Annotated in this window: 17 protein-coding genes; 13 read left to right on the forward strand and 4 right to left on the reverse strand. The window is 54.4% G+C overall.

All coding sequences use genetic code 11. The annotated features are described in order from the left end of the window. Positions 1–18: 18 nt before the first annotated feature. Together kdpA and ABSH60_RS15650 are read right to left on the reverse strand one after the other, a co-directional pair. Entirely contained in the window at positions 19–1,707 is a 1,689-nt protein-coding gene (kdpA, locus tag ABSH60_RS15645) for a potassium-transporting ATPase subunit KdpA (protein ID WP_390974692.1), read from the reverse strand. Continuing rightward, the gene (locus ABSH60_RS15650; RefSeq protein ID WP_071823630.1) at positions 1,708–1,797 is read right to left on the reverse strand and encodes a K(+)-transporting ATPase subunit F; all 90 of its coding nucleotides are present in this window, start codon (positions 1,795–1,797) and stop codon (positions 1,708–1,710) included. 296 nt (positions 1,798–2,093) lie between these two features. Here ABSH60_RS15650 and ABSH60_RS15655 point away from each other — a divergent pair, with 296 nt between their 5' ends. From ABSH60_RS15655 to ABSH60_RS15675, 5 genes are all read left to right on the forward strand, one after another. Further along, positions 2,094–2,300, forward strand: coding sequence for a YbfA family protein (locus ABSH60_RS15655; RefSeq protein ID WP_056771596.1), 207 nt, complete (start codon positions 2,094–2,096; stop codon positions 2,298–2,300). A 193-nt stretch (positions 2,301–2,493) separates the two neighbouring features. Continuing rightward, entirely contained in the window at positions 2,494–3,447 is a 954-nt protein-coding gene (locus ABSH60_RS15660; protein WP_056771599.1) for a DUF523 and DUF1722 domain-containing protein, read from the forward strand. 10 nt (positions 3,448–3,457) lie between these two features. Further along, positions 3,458–4,888, forward strand: coding sequence for a deoxyribodipyrimidine photo-lyase (phrB, locus tag ABSH60_RS15665; RefSeq protein ID WP_390974695.1), 1,431 nt, complete (start codon positions 3,458–3,460; stop codon positions 4,886–4,888). 34 nt (positions 4,889–4,922) lie between these two features. Beyond that, positions 4,923–5,903 (forward strand): MBL fold metallo-hydrolase, encoded by a 981-nt coding sequence (locus tag ABSH60_RS15670; protein WP_217204925.1) that lies wholly within the window; start codon positions 4,923–4,925, stop codon positions 5,901–5,903. A 159-nt stretch (positions 5,904–6,062) separates the two neighbouring features. Further along, positions 6,063–6,806, forward strand: a complete 744-nt coding sequence (locus ABSH60_RS15675) for a type 2 GTP cyclohydrolase I (RefSeq protein ID WP_056771606.1) — start codon at positions 6,063–6,065, stop codon at positions 6,804–6,806. A 108-nt stretch (positions 6,807–6,914) separates the two neighbouring features. On the opposite strand, the gene ABSH60_RS15680 is transcribed toward ABSH60_RS15675, so the two are convergent. Continuing rightward, entirely contained in the window at positions 6,915–8,315 is a 1,401-nt protein-coding gene (locus ABSH60_RS15680) for an MFS transporter (RefSeq protein ID WP_390975790.1), read from the reverse strand. Positions 8,316–8,618: 303 nt separating this feature from the next. Between ABSH60_RS15680 and pxpB the strand changes: the two genes are divergently transcribed. From pxpB to ABSH60_RS15710, 6 genes are all read left to right on the forward strand, one after another. After that, positions 8,619–9,284 carry a 5-oxoprolinase subunit PxpB gene (pxpB, locus tag ABSH60_RS15685; RefSeq protein ID WP_056771611.1) on the forward strand — a complete coding sequence of 222 codons (666 nt, stop codon included), beginning with the start codon at positions 8,619–8,621 and terminating at the stop codon, positions 9,282–9,284. After that, complete coding sequence (gene pxpC, locus ABSH60_RS15690; RefSeq protein ID WP_390974698.1) at positions 9,278–10,207, forward strand: 5-oxoprolinase subunit PxpC; 930 nt, start codon at positions 9,278–9,280, stop codon at positions 10,205–10,207. The genes pxpB and pxpC overlap by 7 nt, the downstream gene beginning before the upstream one ends. Beyond that, a complete protein-coding gene (gene pxpA / locus ABSH60_RS15695) occupies positions 10,197–10,931 on the forward strand; it encodes a 5-oxoprolinase subunit PxpA (protein WP_390974700.1) in 735 nt (244 codons plus the stop codon). Before pxpC ends, pxpA begins: the two co-directional genes overlap by 11 nt. Positions 10,932–10,984: 53 nt before the next feature. Next, on the forward strand, positions 10,985–11,635 hold the full coding sequence (gene pcp / locus ABSH60_RS15700) for a pyroglutamyl-peptidase I (RefSeq protein WP_056771620.1): 651 nt from the start codon (positions 10,985–10,987) through the stop codon (positions 11,633–11,635). Then, positions 11,635–12,429 (forward strand): endonuclease VIII, encoded by a 795-nt coding sequence (gene nei / locus ABSH60_RS15705; protein ID WP_217204921.1) that lies wholly within the window; start codon positions 11,635–11,637, stop codon positions 12,427–12,429. Before pcp ends, nei begins: the two co-directional genes overlap by 1 nt. 142 nt (positions 12,430–12,571) lie before the next feature. Beyond that, complete coding sequence (locus ABSH60_RS15710) at positions 12,572–14,005, forward strand: DUF1996 domain-containing protein (protein ID WP_217204920.1); 1,434 nt, start codon at positions 12,572–12,574, stop codon at positions 14,003–14,005. Between the two features lie 76 nt (positions 14,006–14,081). Here ABSH60_RS15710 and ABSH60_RS15715 read toward each other — a convergent pair whose 3' ends face one another. Further along, complete coding sequence (locus ABSH60_RS15715; protein ID WP_056771627.1) at positions 14,082–15,365, reverse strand: citrate synthase; 1,284 nt, start codon at positions 15,363–15,365, stop codon at positions 14,082–14,084. Between the two features lie 757 nt (positions 15,366–16,122). Between ABSH60_RS15715 and sdhC the strand changes: the two genes are divergently transcribed. Together sdhC and sdhD are read left to right on the forward strand one after the other, a co-directional pair. Then, positions 16,123–16,512 (forward strand): succinate dehydrogenase cytochrome b556 subunit, encoded by a 390-nt coding sequence (sdhC, locus tag ABSH60_RS15720; protein WP_056771631.1) that lies wholly within the window; start codon positions 16,123–16,125, stop codon positions 16,510–16,512. After that, on the forward strand, positions 16,506–16,853 hold the full coding sequence (sdhD, locus tag ABSH60_RS15725) for a succinate dehydrogenase membrane anchor subunit (RefSeq protein ID WP_095921202.1): 348 nt from the start codon (positions 16,506–16,508) through the stop codon (positions 16,851–16,853). The genes sdhC and sdhD overlap by 7 nt, the downstream gene beginning before the upstream one ends. Positions 16,854–16,856 lie beyond the last annotated feature (3 nt).

The following is a 16,856-nucleotide window of genomic DNA, read 5'->3' on the forward strand; positions in this document are numbered from 1 at the left end:
TCAACGAGTTACGCAGCATTACTGTGCTGACCAGACTTGCAAATGTTCCGCCACCGGCCCCAGCGCCAGCGCCGGAATAAAGGTCAGTGCGCCGACCAACAACACGGTGCCGACCAGCAGGCCGATAAACAGCGGGCCGGACGTCGGCAGGGTGCCGTTGCCTGCCTGCTGGCGCTTTTTCGCCACCAGCGAACCGGCAATCGCCAGCACCGGAATGATCACCCCGAAGCGGCCGAAGAACATGCAGGCTGCCAGCAACAGGTTGTAGAACGGCGTGTTGACGCTCAGCCCGGCAAACGCGCTGCCGTTGTTGTTGGCGGCGGAAGACACCGCGTACAGCACTTCACTGAAACCGTGGGCGCCGGGGTTTAAAATCCCTGCGCGACCGGCATCGGTGACCAGCGCCAGCGCAGTGCCGAGCAGCACCAGCGTCGGTGTCACCAGGATCGCCAGCGCCGTCATTTTCATGTCGTAAACGTCGATTTTCTTACCGAGATATTCCGGTGTGCGGCCAATCATCAGCCCGGCGATAAACACCGTCAGCAGCACGAACAGCAGCATGCCGTACAGGCCGGAACCGACGCCGCCGAACACCACTTCACCAATCTGCATCAGCCACATCGGCACCATGCCGCCGAGCGCGGTAAAGGAATCGTGCATGGCGTTAACCGCACCGCACGACGCTGCCGTTGTGACCACCGCATACAGGCTGGAGGCCAGAATGCCGAAGCGGCTTTCCTTACCTTCCATATTGACATTGGTGCTGGCACCGAGCGCGGTGAAGTGCGGATTGCCCTGGAGTTCGGCGTACATCACCACCACCACAGAAACCACGAAAATCACTGACATCGCCCAGACCAGCGCGTGGCCCTGACGGTTGTCGCCGACCACGCGGCCAAACGCGAAACACAGCGCGCACGGGATGATGAAAATCGCCAGCATCTGCACCATGTTGGTCAGCGCCGTAGGGTTCTCAAACGGATGGGCAGAGTTAGCACCGAAGAAACCACCGCCGTTGGTGCCGAGCATTTTGATCGCTTCCTGAGACGCCACCGGCCCCATCGGCAACGTCTGTTGCAGACCTTCCAGTGTGGTGATGTGCTGATACGCTTCGAAATTTTGCAGCACGCCCTGGCTGACGAAAAACAGCGCCAGCAGGAACGACACCGGCAGCAGCAGATACAGCGTGATGCGCCATAAATCCGTCCAGGCGTTACCGAGGGTCTGCGCTGAGGGGCGCGCAAAAGCGCGGATCAGGGCAAACGCGACGGCGATACCGGTCGCGGCGGAGAGGAAGTTCTGCACGGTCAGCCCGACCATCTGGCTGAAATAGCTCAGCGTGCTTTCGCCGCTGTAGGCCTGCCAGTTGGTGTTGGTGACAAAACTCACCGACGTGTTAAACGCCAGATCCCATGACAGCCCGCCAAAATGCTGCGGGTTCATTGGCAACGCGCCCTGCGACATCAGCATGGCCATCAGGACAACAATGCCCAGAATGTTAAATACCATGATCGCCAGCGCGTACTGCCACCAGGTCATTTCGGCATGGCTGCTGCCAGAGGTGCGTAAAACACCGTTTTCTATGCGCTGAATAAATGCGCCGGGCTGTCCTTCAATCAGTTGTGCAATAAAGTTACCCAGTGGTTTTGCCAGCAGCAAAAGCACCAGCATAAAACTGGCAATCAGTAAGAATCCGGTTGCAGCCATTTAAAAATCCTCCGCATTCAGCAGGGCATAAACCAGATAGCCGAGCAGCAGAAGAACCAGTAATGCGCCGCAGATTACGCCAACACTCACAATCCACCTCCACAGGTGTGTTTTTATGTTGTGGCGAGAATAAGGAAAGGCGGGAAAAGATCCTGAAAAGAAAGCGGCCCAACGTGTAAAAAAAGTATAAAAATGCGCAAAAAATGAAACTCAAAAGAAACCGAAATTGCGTATTTATTTAACCATTCTGTAACTCAATTACACCCGCAGGCCAAAAGTGGCGAATATTTACACTTAACAGTGGTCAGATGAGTGGTAAAATTTCATCAATTGCGGTATATTTTTCGCCAATTACAGTTTCCGAAAAATATGACAGGAGCAACGCCATGAATGATTACACGCCATATACAATGACCCGCATACTGGCCCGCCGCGCTTTTGTTATCGCAGCCGGTGTGCTGGCTCTGCCGGTCATGCTGTTCCGCGCTGACCGCGCCCGTTTTTACAGCTATTTACACCGCGTCTGGATGAAAACCAGCGACAAACCGGTCTGGCTGACCCACGCTGAAATGGCGACACAAGATTTTTATTGAGTTAGCCCCCTCCCGGCCTCTCCCCTTCGCAGGCTGAGGAACCCAGGAAACCCCGCTTTCACAGCGGGGTTTTTTATTGCCCGCGATAAAACCTGTACAACATTATTTTTATGTATAACTTGTGCTAAGGTTATACATACAGGTGATGAGTTACGGGCACCTCCTTTTCATCTTTCAACGTCCGGAGCTGACAATGACTAAAACGATTCCCATTGGCATCAGTGCATGCCTGCTGGGCGACAGGGTCCGCTTCGATGGCGGGCATAAACGGCTGGCATTCGCGGTGGAGCAACTGGCGCCGTATGTGCGTTTTGAACCGATCTGCCCTGAAATGGCGATTGGCCTGCCGACGCCGCGCCCTGCGCTGCGGCTGGTCAGAATGGATGACGGCGTTGCCATGCGTTTCAGCAATGACGAAACCATTGATATCACTGAAAAGATGCAGAGCTATTCTGAGACGCGCGTCGCCCCTCTGACCGCGCTATGCGGCTACATCGTCTGCGCCAAATCGCCAAGCTGCGGCATGGAACGCGTGCGGGTGTACAGCGCCAACGGTAAAGATGCGAAGAAAAGCGGTGTGGGGATCTACACCGCTGAACTGATGAAACAGCATCCGTGGCTGCCGGTGGAAGAAGACGGGCGGCTCAACGATCCGGTGCTGCGCGAGAATTTTGTCGAGCGCGTATTTACGCTGTTCGAGCTGAATCAGCTGCGTGAAAGCGGCCTGACGCGCGGCAAACTGATGGCGTTTCACAGCCGTTACAAACTCTCTTTACTGGCCCATTCTCAGCCTGAATACCGTGAGCTGGGGCGCTTTGTCGCCGCCATGGCCGAATGGACATCCCTTGAAGACTACTTCATCGAATACCGTCAGCGGCTGATGAAACTGCTTAATCACAAAGCCACCCGTCGTAATCACACCAACGTGCTGATGCATGTGCAGGGCTATTTCCGTAAACAGCTCAGTTCGGCACAACGTCAGGAACTGGCGGGTCTGATTGACCGTTACCGTCAGGGCATGCAACCGCTGCTGGCGCCGATCACTTTGCTTAAACATTACATGTCGGAATATCCGGATGAATACCTGGCAGGACAGCGATATTTCGAGCCCTACCCGGAAGCGTTAAGACTTCGATACGGACATTAAAAGGAAACGTATGACCACGCATTTAGTCTGGTTCCGAAATGACTTACGGATAACCGATAACCGCGCGTTACACGCCGCCTGTGAAGATCCGCAGGCTCGCGTCATTGGCGTTTTTGTCGCAACGCCGGAACAGTGGAAACAGCATGAGATGGCGCCGCGTCAGGCCGCGTTTATTTATCAACACCTTCAGGCGCTGCAACATGCGCTGGCTGAGCGCGGGATCCCGCTGCATTACCATCAGTGTGATGATTTTGCGCAGAGCGTCAGCTGGCTGAAGGATTTTTGTGCCAGCGAACAGGTGGATGCGCTGTTTTACAATAAACAGTATGAAATCAATGAACGGCTGCGTGATGAGGCGCTGGAGAAAACCCTGAGCGCAGAGGTGTTATGCCGCGCTTTTGACGACAGCCTGCTGTTGCCGCCGGGTTCTGTCACCACCGGCAATAACGAAATGTACAAAGTCTACACGCCGTTTCGCCGGGCATTTTTATCCCGCCTGACCGAGTCCGACAGCCGTTCTTTGCCTGCGCCGAAAGCGCGTGAACATGGGCAGAAAACGGTGTTGCATAAGCTGATGCCCTTTGACTATCCGCTGGAAAACATCGACGACGCTTTCCCCATTGGCGAGGAAGCGGCGCGCAATCAGCTGCGCAGTTTCTGCCGTGAAAGGGTGCAGGATTATCTCGAACTGCGCGATTTACCGGCGGTCGATGGCACCAGTTCTCTGTCTCCGTATCTGGCGATCGGCGTGCTTTCTCCGCGTCAGTGCGTTAACCGTTTGCGCACAGAGTGCCCGCAGGTGCTGGAGAGAACCGACGGCGGCGCGTTTGGCTGGCTGAACGAACTGGTGTGGCGCGAGTTTTACCGTCACCTGATTGTTGCCTGGCCGAAGCTTTGCAAGCATCAGCCCTTTGTGGCATGGACTGACGGCGTGCGCTGGCGCCATGCCCCGGACGAATTACAGGCGTGGAAAGAAGGCAAAACCGGTTACCCGATTGTGGATGCCGCCATGCGTCAGCTCAATGCCACGGGCTGGATGCATAACCGGCTGCGTATGATTGTCGCCAGTTTTCTGGTGAAGGACTTGCTGATTAACTGGCGTGAAGGCGAGCGATATTTTATGTCGCAACTGCTCGACGGGGATCTGGCGGCGAACAACGGCGGCTGGCAGTGGGGCGCGTCAACCGGTACCGATGCCGCACCTTATTTCCGAATTTTTAATCCGACAACGCAGGGCGAACGCTTCGACAAAGCCGGACGATTTATCAAGGCCTGGGTATCAGAATTGTCGGACGTGCCGGAAAAAGACATTCATCAGCCCCATCGCTGGGCAGAAAAACACCATCGCGTGCTAGACTACCCGTTGCCGATTATTGATCACGCACGGGCGCGAAAAGACACGCTGGCGGCGTTTGAGGCGGCAAAAAACCGGTCAGACTGACCTTTTGCTAATCACCACGACAAGGAGCGATGTGATGAACAAACACCTGCTGGCGCTGATGCTGACGTGCTGGGCAAGCCAGGCCATGGCGGCCTTTGATGTGGTTGCGCTGGGCGTCAACGGAGGGGTCGAAGAGGGCAATCTGACGTCGTATCTGGTGCGCAGTGACGATCAAAAACTGTACCTCGGGCTGGATGCCGGTTCGGTGATGCCGGGGATCCGTAAGGCGCTGGAGAAGGGCAGTTTCCCTCAGGTGACGGCTGAAAATGCCGCGCCGCTGACCCCGCAGGGTGCCGTGTTCCGCAACCTGATCGGCGGATATTTTATCAGCCACGGACATCTTGACCATCTGGCGGGGCTGATCATCGGCTCGCCGGAAGACAGTAAAAAACCCATTTATGGCACCGCCGACACCATCGGCACCCTGCGTCAGCATTACTTCAATGGCCGCGTCTGGCCGAACTTCACCGACTCTGGCAGCGGTCTGCGCATCGGCACGTATCGCCTGAACTTACAGCGCCCTGAACAACGTTTTTCCCTCGGCCTGACGGGGCTTGACGGCAATATTTATCCGCTCAGTCACGGCGGTACGTCTTCGAGCATGATCCTGGTGAGCCGCAACAATCAGTCGTTTGCCTTCTTCGGGGATACCGGCCCGGACGAAGTGGAAAAATCGAAGAATCTGGACACCGTCTGGCGCGTGCTGGGCAGCGAAATCAAAGCCAAACGCCTGAAAGGGCTGATCATCGAAACCTCCTATCCTGACGATGTTCCTGACAGCAAACTGTATGGCCATCTCACACCGCACTGGCTGCTGAAAGAGCTGGCGAGCCTGCAACAACATGCGGGCGGCGACGGTTCGCTGAAAGACCTGACGGTGATTATCAGTCATGTTAAACCGAGCCTGAAAGCGGGCGCGGATCCTGAAAAAGAGATCATGGCGCAGCTGGAAAAAGGCAACAATCTGGGCGTGAAGTTTGTGCGGATGCAGCAGGGCGACAGGCTCGAGCTGTAAACGCAGGTAAGGGGAAACGGCCACGTTTCCCTTTTTTATTTCAGTCCGTGAATATCAGTGGATCTCAGAAGACGCGCCGGCAGACAGCGGGCATTTGGGGCATTGGGGAGATGTCGGTTATCATCGTGAGAATCGTCCCTATGTGAGAAGCCGAACACCATGAACAATCTCCAGCTCGAAGCCCTGATTAACCAGAAACTGGATGTCAGTAATTTCCATGATTATGCGCCCAATGGCCTGCAGGTCGAAGGGCGTCGCAACGTGCAGCGCGTGGTCACCGGCGTGACGGCCTCTCAGGATCTGCTGGATGCAGCGATTGCGGTGGAAGCAGATGCGATTTTGGTGCACCACGGTTATTTCTGGAAAAATGAACCGGCGGTGGTGCGCGGAATGAAGCGCAACCGGCTGAAAGCCCTGCTGGTCAATGACATCAATTTATACGGTTATCATTTACCGCTCGATGCGCACCCCGAACTGGGCAATAACGCGCAGCTGGCGGAGTTGTTCGGCATTGATGTGCAGGGAGAAGTGATGCCGCTGGTGCCTTATGGCGAACTGAAAAAGCCGCTGTCCGGTGAAGCATTACGTCAGCGCATGGAAGTGATTTTGGATCGCAAAGTGCTGCACAGCGCGCAGGGCGGGCCGGATGAGATCCGTCGCATCGCCTGGTGTTCCGGCGGTGGTCAGGGGTTCATTCAGCAGGCGGCAGACTTTGGTGTAGATGCTTTCATCAGCGGTGAAGTTTCCGAGCAAACCATTCATATTGCCCGCGAAATGGGGCTGCATTTTTACGCCGCCGGCCATCACGCCACGGAACGTTATGGCGTGAAAGCGCTGGGCGAATGGCTTCAGGATTATCACGGATTAGATGTCATGTTTATCGACATCGACAATCCGGCTTAAGGGCTGACGTATTTGCCATGGGGGATCCGAGCAGAGCAGGTGACCTTCACGTACGCTTGGTACGCGTCGGTTCCTGTGCGCTGGCCGGATCCCCACGGGTGGCAAGCTTTACGTCTCTGACTTAGCTGACGCATTCTCTGTCGTTTCATCAGGCACGCTGTCTTCAAGCAAGGTAAATGCCCGCTGTAAGCCGGTATCCACGTCGGGGTCTGCGCCCTGCGGCGGATACGGGCTCTCTTCTTCCTCATCGGTTGCCACTTCACTTTCTTCCACCACCGGTTCGGTGACGTTTTCCGGCGCGGGCATGGTTTCCTGAATCATCTGCTCGTCAAAGGCCGGATTCAGCGCCGGAGAAAGAGGCGAACTGCTCAGACTGTCCGGCATCGCAATATGCGGCAGCGGCGCATCCACCGCCATCACCGTCTCTTCTTCTTTGGCCGATGTCCGGCTCAGCGCCACAATGGCGGCACCGCACAGCGCGAAAAAGGCGTACAGAATATTGCCGCCCAGCGGCTCCATCAGCGCGCCGACGGCCAGCGGCCCGATACAGGCACCGACGCCGAATGCCATCAGCAGACAGGCTGAAAGTGAGACGCGCCGCTCCGGTTCGATCATGTCATTGGCGAGAGCGACCACCAGCGGGTACAGCGTGAACTGCATCAGGCTGACCACAAAACCGATGCCCAGCAGCAGCGGGAACGAGATGTGAGTCAGCAGCGCCAGCGGCAGGGCGGCGACCGCCAGCAGGATCGCGTTTATGCGCATCAGCATGTTGCGGTTATAACGGTCCGACAGCCAGCTCAGCGGGAACTGCGCCAGCAGACCGGCGAAAATCGCCAGCGCCATAAACAGACCGGTTTGCTGCGTGGTGAGCGATTGCTGGCTGGTATAAATCGGCGCCATGCCGTAAAACGACCCGACAACCATGCCGATGACCAGGGTGATCGCCAGCACTTTAGGGATCGCGCCGATAAAGAATTTCAGTTCCATGGGGGCGGGCGACATATGGCCGACGTTGGTGCGCGTGGTCAGGGCGATAGGCACCAGACAGAGTGCAAAACACAGCGCAATCATGATAAGCGTGCTGACGCCCAGGCCGCTGTCGAGCATCAGCACCACCTGGCCCAGCGACATCCCGAGATACGACGCCACCATGTAAAAACCAAACACCACGCCGCGCTGATTCGCTTCTGCCTGATCGTTCAGCCAGCTTTCCAGCACCATATATTGCACCATCATGCACAGGCCGATGATCAGACGCAGCACCACCCAGACCGGAATAATGTCGGTCAGACCGTGGCCGAGGACGGCGGCGGTGATGATGCCGGAGCAGGAGACATACGCACGAATGTGGCCGACGCGGGCGATCAGGATATGGCCGACTTTGCCGCCAATCACCAGCCCGATGTAGTTAGCCGCGATGATCGCACCAATCATGGCACCGCTGACGTGTATCGCTGACAGTCGCAGGGAGATGTAAGTGGTGAGCAGGCCGGAACCGAGCAGCATCAGTAATGTGGTGGTATAAAGCGGAAAAAAGAGTGCTAAAGGTTTTCTCACGGGTCGTCCCTTTCTTGTTGTGACGTTCTTGATGTAAAGAATGCGTTATCCAAACGCTAAAAAACTTCAACACCCCCGAGAGTAGCAGGTGCGGGCGGCAGGGGAAACCTTCACCGCCCTGAACATGCCGTGGACAAGTTGACATCATCAGTCGCTTTCCCGCATAACTACCCTTAATCTAAAAACAAATTCCGATATATTGAGTTGCTGAATAACTTGATGATCCACAACCCTTCTTTGAGGAGTGTCTGAGTGCAACGAGCACGATGTTACCTGCTGGGTGAACGCGCGGTAGTGCTGGAGCTGGAACCCCCAGTGACCCTGGCCAGCCAGCAGCGGATCTGGGGACTGACCCAACGTTTACAGGATCGCACGGCCTATCCTGGCGTTCGCGAAGTCATTCCCGGCATGAATAATTTGACGGTTCTGCTCACCGATGCGCAGAGCTCTGCGCTCGACGCGATTGAACGTCTGCAAAACTGGTGGGAAGAGAGTGAGGCCATTGAACCGGAATCACGGCTGATTGAGATCCCGGTGATTTACGGCGGGAAGCAGGGCCCGGATCTGGAGAATGTTGCCAGCCATACCGGTATGACGCCGCGTCAGGTGGTGGAATGCCATTCGGGCATTGATTACACCGTCTATTTTCTGGGCTTCCAGCCGGGTTTTCCTTACCTCGGTGGGATGCCGGAACAGCTGGCGACGCCGCGTCACGGCGAGCCCCGTCTTTCCGTGCCCGCGGGTTCTGTGGGCATCGGCGGCAGCCAGACCGGCATTTATCCGCTGGCCACGCCCGGCGGCTGGCAGTTGATCGGGCTGACCTCGCTGGCGATGTTTGACCCCACGCGCGCCTCGCCGACCTTATTATTACCCGGTGACTGCGTGCGCTTTGTGCCGCAAAAGGAGGGCGTATGCTGAAAATTTTACGCGCCGGGATGTTTACGACCGTGCAGGATTTGGGCCGCAACGGCTATCGCCAGCAGGGTGTAAGTCAGTCCGGTGCGCTTGACGGCCCTGCACTGCGCATCGCCAATCTGCTGGCCGGAAATGATGAGGACGCCGCAGGGCTGGAGATCACCCTCGGGCAGTTCAGCGCGGAGTTTCATCGCGAAGGCTGGATAGCGCTGACCGGTGCAGGCTGCCACGCCCAGCTTGACGGGAAAGACGTCTGGACCGGCTGGCGTTACGCGGTGAAGCCGGGCCAGGTTCTGACGATGAAAATGCCGACGCGCGGAATGCGCAGTTATCTGGCGATTTCCGGTGGCATTGATGTGCCGCAAGTGATGGGCTCGCGCAGCACCGATCTGAAAGCTCAGTTCGGTGGCTTTAACGGGCGTGCGCTGCAGGACGGCGATCTGCTGCCAACCGGTGATACTTTCCACACACCGAAAAGCACCGGCGGCATCAAACAGTTGCTGTTCGGCAATCGTATCCGCGCATTAGCCGGGCCGGAATATCAGGAGTTCAGTGCCGAATCACGCGAAGCTTTCTGGCGTGCCTCATGGCAGCTGAGCCCGCAAAGTAACCGCATGGGATATCGCCTGCATGGCCGCGCGCTGAAACGGGAAACGGATCGCGAAATGCTGTCTCACGGCCTGCTACCGGGCGTGGTGCAGGTGCCGCACGGCGGTCAGCCGATTGTGCTGATGGCCGATGCGCAGACCACCGGCGGTTATCCGCGTATCGCCTGTGTGATCGAGGCTGATCTCTATAATCTGGCGCAGATCCGCCTCGGCGAGCCCATTCATTTTGTGAAATGCACGCCGGAAGAGGCGCAAAAAGCGTTACGCGAACAGTCGCTGTTTATCGGACAGATTAAGCGGGGATTGTATGATCGTTGATCTTAATGCCGATCTGGGTGAAGGCTGTGCCAATGATGAGGCGCTGTTGCAGCGGGTCAGTTCCGCCAATATTGCCTGCGGGTTTCACGCCGGAGACGCCCTGACCATGCAACAGTCGGTGCGCCTGGCGATGAAATACGGCGTGGCAATTGGCGCGCACCCGAGTTTTCCCGATCGCGAAAACTTTGGCCGCAGCGCCATGCAATTGCCGCCGGAAACGGTGTATGCGCAGGTGGTGTATCAGCTCGGCGCGCTGGCGGCCATTACCCGTGCCGAAGGCGGGAAAATGATACATGTCAAACCGCACGGGATGCTCTACAACCAGGCAGCGACCGACGCCGTGCTCGCTGATGCCATTGCCCGCGCGGTCTTTGACGTCGACCCGACGCTGCGGCTGGTGGGGCTTGCGGGCAGCGAACTGATCCGCGCCGGTGAGCGCGCGGGCCTGCAAACGCGTCAGGAAGTGTTCGCCGACCGTCGCTACCAGAGCAACGGTGCGCTGGTCCCCCGCAGTCAGCCCGATGCGATGATCGACAGTGACCAACAGGCGCTGGAGCAGACGCTGACGATGGTTCAGCAGCAGAAAGTGCTCAGCCGCGAAGGCGTCTGGGTGCCGGTGAAAGCCGACACGGTTTGCCTGCACGGTGATGGTGAGCACGCACTGACTTTTGCGATGCGGTTGCGTGAGGCGTTTGATGAACAAGGGATAGAAATTCATTCATAATGATCTCATGACCCCAGACGAGGTTCCGTTTTGCCCTACAACAAGGATCTATCATGCGTAAAGTCTTAGTGACCGGTTTCGAACCCTTTGGCGGCGAGCGCGTCAATCCGTCGTGGGAAGTGGTGAAACAACTGGGTGACCTGGAGTTGTCGGGCGCGCAGATTGTGGTGCGCCAGCTGCCTTGTGTGTTTGGTAAAGCCATTGAAGCGCTGAATGCCGCGATTGATGACGTGCATCCGGAAATGGTGTTGTGCGTGGGGCAGGCGGGCGGACGCAGTGATTTTAGCGTTGAGCGTGTGGCGATTAATATCGACGATGCGCGTATTCCTGATAACGAAGGGAATGAGCCGGTGGACGCAGCGATCGTCGCTGACGGTCCGGCCGCCTATTTTTCTTCGCTGCCGATTAAGACGATTGTGAACGGGCTGCGGGAATCGGGCATTCCGGCGTCGGTATCTCAAACGGCGGGAACCTATGTCTGCAATCACGTGATGTACGGGCTGATGCACCGTCTGGCGCAGCCGTCCTGCAACGTGGTGAAGGGCGGTTTTATCCATATTCCTTATTTGCCGGAGCAGGCGGCGAAGCATCCGGGCGAGCCAAGTATGTCAGTACACACTGTCATGAACGCCCTTGAACTGACTATCGCCATCGCGCTGCATACCGAGCAGGATTTGCGAATTGCTGAGGGTGCGACTCACTGATGCCTGAAGGTCCTGAAATTCGCCGCGCGGCCGATCTGCTGGTGCGCGCGGTCGTGAACAAACCCCTTACGGATGTCTGGTTTGCCTTTCCTTCGTTGAAACCTTATCAGTCTGCTCTGCGTGGCACGAAAATCACGGCCATTGAAACACGCGGTAAAGCGTTGCTGACGCACTTTTCCAACGGTCTTACCCTGTACAGCCACAATCAGCTTTATGGCGTGTGGCGGGTGGTGAATGCCGGTGAAACACCGAAAGAAACCCAGCGGTCGTTACGCGTTCAGCTGCAAACCACCGATGCGGCGATCCTGTTATACAGCGCGTCCGAAATTGGGATTTATGATACGGCAGAGATAGAGAATCATCCGTTCCTGCGGCGTATCGGCCCTGACGTACTCGATGCCTCTCTGACAGTCGCACAGGTTCGTGAGCGTTTACTCTCCCCTAAATTTCGCAACCGTCAGTTAGGCGGCATGTTGCTCGATCAGGCCTTTCTCGCCGGATTGGGAAACTACCTGAGGGCGGAAATTTTATGGCTGGCAAAACTGTTGCCGGGGCATAAACCCAAAGACCTGAAAGAGGCAGAACTGGACGCGCTGGCGGATGCCTGCCTGTCAGTCGCGCGGTTGTCCTATGCCACGCGCGGGACGATGGATGAAAATGTGCATCACGGCGCACTGTTCAGATTTAAAGTTTTTGGCCGGACGGGGAAACCGTGCGAGCGGTGTGGCGATCCGATTGAAAAGGGCAGTGTGTCATCCCGGCCATTTTTTTGGTGCCCTGTGTGCCAGATATAAAATGTTATTTACCGCGATGAGATTTGTGCTGTTCATGAATGAGCGGGTATGATTTTTAATGCCCTCAGGGGAATTATACAGTGAAGAACGCAATATCTTTCTCTTATTGCCTCTTTGCAGTTTAATTAACTGAGGGTGTTTTATGCGTAAACGTACCAGTGCGTTATTTATTTCCATTTGTAGTCTGAGCGTTGTTCCTTTTTTCAGCCATGCTGATTATTATCAAACCAGTGTGCAATGTGCTTATTCTCACACATTAGGGGATGACGCTATTATGATGTTTAATATGCCGGGGCATGCGATGTGGCATGACTTTTTCGGTAATACCAGTACAGATGCCTCATCGACATATACAACCTTACGACAAAAAGCCACCACAACCTGTACAGATCTGGCCGACTCATCAGCCTACTGGGCACCTTCCCTGAAATTGCCGGATGGTACAGAAGTCCGGCCTCAGTATCAGAAAACCTATTATCAGACCGTCAACAGCCCGCAAAACCCGCTGACCTCATTTCCGGACGGTTTACAACTTTTAGCCGGTAATCACCAGGGCACGTCACCAAACCCGCGTATTAGTTTTTTATGTAATGATGGCACGGGTTATTCCAGCAGCGCTGAACGCACCTGTACCAAGCCTGCGAACGGAGACACCCTGCAGTTTAATATCGGGATTCAGTTCCCTAACTGCTGGGATGGTAAAACCATCGCCGCAAAACCTTCAGGTACGGCACATAAGCCTAACGCGGTATACGCTGACAATAATGGCGCCTGCCCGGCTGATTATCCGAAGCATATTCCTACGGTAAATATGAATGTCGCCTATCTGTTCCCCGGGCTGACATCTCTTGACCTGAGAACGGTTCAGCTGTCACTGGATCCGATCATGAACGGCGATCAGCGTCTTGAACAATGGGGCAGTGTTTATACCGCGCATGGAGATTTTGTCAACGGCTGGACAGAAGATGCGGCGAAATTTATGACGGAACGCTGCATGAATAATAATTATGATTGCACAAGTTATATGCCTTATGCCTATAACGATCCTATTGCTGATACTTATGTAAGTAATCAGGAAGAGAGTGATAAAAACTTTGGTTCAGCCACACAGTTATTAGTACAGGGTAATACGAAAAATACGTCAGAAACTAATAATCCGCAAAAAATGACATTGCTAAAATATCAGATCCCGCCAATGCCAACGACGTATTCAGATGAGCTGACAGCGCTGTTTAAATATAAACTCCATATTTATGGCGGAAGAACTACGTCAACCGGCGGTATGACAATTTATATGTACCCGACCACCACGGACTGGGATGAAAATACCGTCACCTGGAATAATCATCCTGTTTGTGATTACCAGACGGCCTCTACCTTGTATCTGGATGAGAAAAATCAATACCGCGATTTTGATGTCACGACATTGGTTAAACAGGCCCAGCAAAAGGGACAACAGCAGATCGCTTTTTGTATCAGCACAGGCGGGAACAACAACACCAATATTTTCACCTTTAACACCAAGGAAACAACGTATCCACCACAACTGATGCTGGTCGGCGTGCAGAACGAATAAAGAAATAATGTTTTTCAGCCATAAAAAACGCCAACGTAAAAGTTGGCGTTTTTTATACTGCTGAAAAGAGACGAGCTTATTTTTTCAGCTGGGAGTGGAAATCACGTTTGTCGTAGCCGGTATACAGCTGGCGTGGACGGGCAATTTTGATGCCGTCCTGGTGCATTTCGCTCCAGTGTGCAATCCAGCCGACCGTACGCGCCATGGCAAAAATGACGGTGAACATGGAAGACGGGATACCCATCGCTTTCAGGATAATGCCTGAATAGAAATCGACGTTCGGGTAGAGTTTTTTCTCGATGAAATACGGGTCATTCAGCGCGATGTGTTCCAGCTCCATCGCCACTTCCAGCAGGTTGTCTTTCAGATCCAGCTCTTTGAGCACTTCATGACAGGTTTCACGCATCACGGTGGCGCGCGGGTCGTAGTTTTTGTAAACACGGTGACCGAAGCCCATCAGGCGGAATGAATCATTTTTGTCTTTTGCACGTTTCACAAATTCTGGAATGTGATCAACGCTGCTGATTTCTTCCAGCATTTTCAGTGCGGCTTCGTTGGCACCGCCGTGAGCAGGCCCCCACAGCGACGCGATACCGGCGGCGATACAGGCAAACGGGTTAGCACCAGAAGAACCGGCGGTACGCACGGTAGAGGTTGAGGCGTTCTGTTCGTGGTCAGCGTGCAGGATCAGAATGCGGTCCATGGCACGTTCCAGAATCGGGTTCACTTTGTATTCTTCACATGGCGTAGAGAACATCATGTGCAGGAAATTCCCGGCGTAAGAGAGGTCGTTGCGCGGGTAGACGAAAGGCTGGCCGATGGAATATTTGTAGCACATTGCGGCCACGGTCGGCATTTTTGACAGCAGACGGTAGGCGGCGATTTCGCGGTGACGTTCGTTTTCGACGTCAATGGAATCGTGATAGAACGCAGCCAGCGCGCCGGTCACACCGCACAGGACGGCCATCGGGTGAGAATCACGACGGAAACCGTGGAACAGACGGGTGATCTGCTCGTGCACCATAGTGTGACGGGTCACATTGGTTTTGAATTCTTCAAATTGCTTCGGCGTTGGGGTTTCACCGTTTAGCAGCAGGTAGCTGACTTCGAGGAAGTTGGACTCTTTCGCCAACTGATCAATCGGGAAGCCACGGTGCAGCAAAATCCCTTCGTCACCATCAATGTAGGTGATTTTGGATTCGCAGGATGCGGTAGACGTAAAACCGGGATCATAGGTAAAAAGGCCTTTTGAACCGAGGGTGCGGATATCAATTTCATCCTGGCCCAGCGTGCCGGACAGCACATCCAGTTCAATCGGGTCGTGACCTTGTAGGGTAAGTGTCGCTTTCTTATCAGCCATTTACAGTCTCCTTAGCGCCTTATTTTTAAAAATCGATAACAACAGAAATGCCTGGAAGCGACGCCTTGTAAGGTCATTATTATTATCAGCCTTAACTCTGCGATCGTATGGGAAGGGAACGTAGAGCTGAGTCGAATCGCAGTCTCAGACTGCTCTGTGACAAACAAGCGGCGTTTCATCGTTGTTAAAGATTCGGTAAATCATTACTGTTCTGTCGCTCAGTACCAGTGAAGAGTATGAGGATTTACACAATCACCACTTTTGCATAACTTGGCCCGACAGGGAAGACCCCGTCTTACGATTGTGTGATCCACTGATTCTCTTAATACTTTCCCCTTTTTGGTGCGTCAGGGTAACGCCGGTATGTGCTCAGTATCACAGTCCTTCAGGGATGGGACATATGTAATGGAAATGTTGATCAAATGTCAAACTCGATAATTTATTTTGTGCGATTTGTTGAATTTGGGAGCTAACTCACTGTTTCGCAGAAATGTGAATAAAGCATTTGTAGGGCAATTGTAATGGGAATGTGATCAACCTATACTTCAACGAGGTCTCCGGGCAAACCCTGAAGTAGGAGCACCCAGCGTTGTTTTCTGAGCATTTTACGTTTCCCAAACGCAAAACTTTGAAAATGCATCACGCGCCGTTTAAGCACATTGGATGTCGTTGTTTGAGCGCGAGGGATGAAGGCTAAACAGTCTTAATGCTGTCTGACACTGCTCCAGACCGGAGGAAGTAAAATAATAAGAGCTGTGTGGGCAAAACCGTGAAAAAACAAAGACCTGTCAATCTGGATCTGCAAACGATCCGGTTTCCCGTTACTGCGATAGCGTCCATCTTACACCGAGTCTCTGGCGTAATAACCTTCGTCGCCGTCGGTATCCTCCTCTGGCTGTTAGGCCTGTCTCTCTCTTCTCCTGAAGGGTTTGCGCAAGCGGCTGCCATCATGAATAGCTACGTCGTCAAATTCATCTTTTGGGGAATACTTACTGCGCTGGCCTATCACGTCTGCGGTGGCATCCGCCACTTGCTGATGGATTTTGGCTATATCGAAGAGAGTTTGGCTGCCGGTACCCGTTCTGCCCAGGTGGCAATCGGTCTGACCGTCGTGCTGTCAATTCTGGCTGGAGTCCTCGTATGGTAAGCAACGTTTCTGCATTAGGACGCAATGGTGTGCACGACTGGTTGTTGCTGCGTGCTTCCGCGATCATCCTCACCCTTTACATCCTTTATATTCTGGGCTTCGTGGTTCTGGCTCAGGAACTGACTTTTGATGTCTGGCATGGCTTCTTCTCTTCCTCCATCACCAAAGTATTCACACTGCTGGCGCTGTTGTCGATTTTGATTCACGCGTGGATCGGCATGTGGCAGGTGTTAACGGACTATGTCAAACCGGTAGCTGTCCGACTTGTGCTGCAACTGGCCATTGTCGTGACGTTAGTGGTTTACCTACTTTACGGAACAATTGTTGTTTGGGGAGCGTAGTAA

It is taken from the genome of Rahnella sp. R3(2024) (genome assembly GCF_042920125.1).
In the GTDB taxonomy this organism is placed as follows: Bacteria; Pseudomonadota; Gammaproteobacteria; order Enterobacterales; family Enterobacteriaceae; genus Rahnella; species Rahnella rivi.

Bases quoted from the DNA above. Each gene is read 5' to 3' on its own strand.
- kdpA (WP_390974692.1), bottom strand. From the start codon at position 1,707: ATGGCTGCAACCGGATTCTTACTGATTGCCAGTTTTATGCTGGTGCTT.
- ABSH60_RS15655 (WP_056771596.1), top strand. From the start codon at position 2,094: ATGAATGATTACACGCCATATACAATGACCCGCATACTGGCCCGCCGC.
- ABSH60_RS15660 (WP_056771599.1), top strand. From the start codon at position 2,494: ATGACTAAAACGATTCCCATTGGCATCAGTGCATGCCTGCTGGGCGAC.
- phrB (WP_390974695.1), top strand. From the start codon at position 3,458: ATGACCACGCATTTAGTCTGGTTCCGAAATGACTTACGGATAACCGAT.
- ABSH60_RS15670 (WP_217204925.1), top strand. From the start codon at position 4,923: ATGAACAAACACCTGCTGGCGCTGATGCTGACGTGCTGGGCAAGCCAG.
- ABSH60_RS15675 (WP_056771606.1), top strand. From the start codon at position 6,063: ATGAACAATCTCCAGCTCGAAGCCCTGATTAACCAGAAACTGGATGTC.
- ABSH60_RS15680 (WP_390975790.1), bottom strand. From the start codon at position 8,315: ATGCTGCTCGGTTCCGGCCTGCTCACCACTTACATCTCCCTGCGACTG.
- pxpC (WP_390974698.1), top strand. From the start codon at position 9,278: ATGCTGAAAATTTTACGCGCCGGGATGTTTACGACCGTGCAGGATTTG.
- pxpA (WP_390974700.1), top strand. From the start codon at position 10,197: ATGATCGTTGATCTTAATGCCGATCTGGGTGAAGGCTGTGCCAATGAT.
- pcp (WP_056771620.1), top strand. From the start codon at position 10,985: ATGCGTAAAGTCTTAGTGACCGGTTTCGAACCCTTTGGCGGCGAGCGC.
- nei (WP_217204921.1), top strand. From the start codon at position 11,635: ATGCCTGAAGGTCCTGAAATTCGCCGCGCGGCCGATCTGCTGGTGCGC.
- ABSH60_RS15710 (WP_217204920.1), top strand. From the start codon at position 12,572: ATGCGTAAACGTACCAGTGCGTTATTTATTTCCATTTGTAGTCTGAGC.
- ABSH60_RS15715 (WP_056771627.1), bottom strand. From the start codon at position 15,365: ATGGCTGATAAGAAAGCGACACTTACCCTACAAGGTCACGACCCGATT.
- sdhD (WP_095921202.1), top strand. From the start codon at position 16,506: ATGGTAAGCAACGTTTCTGCATTAGGACGCAATGGTGTGCACGACTGG.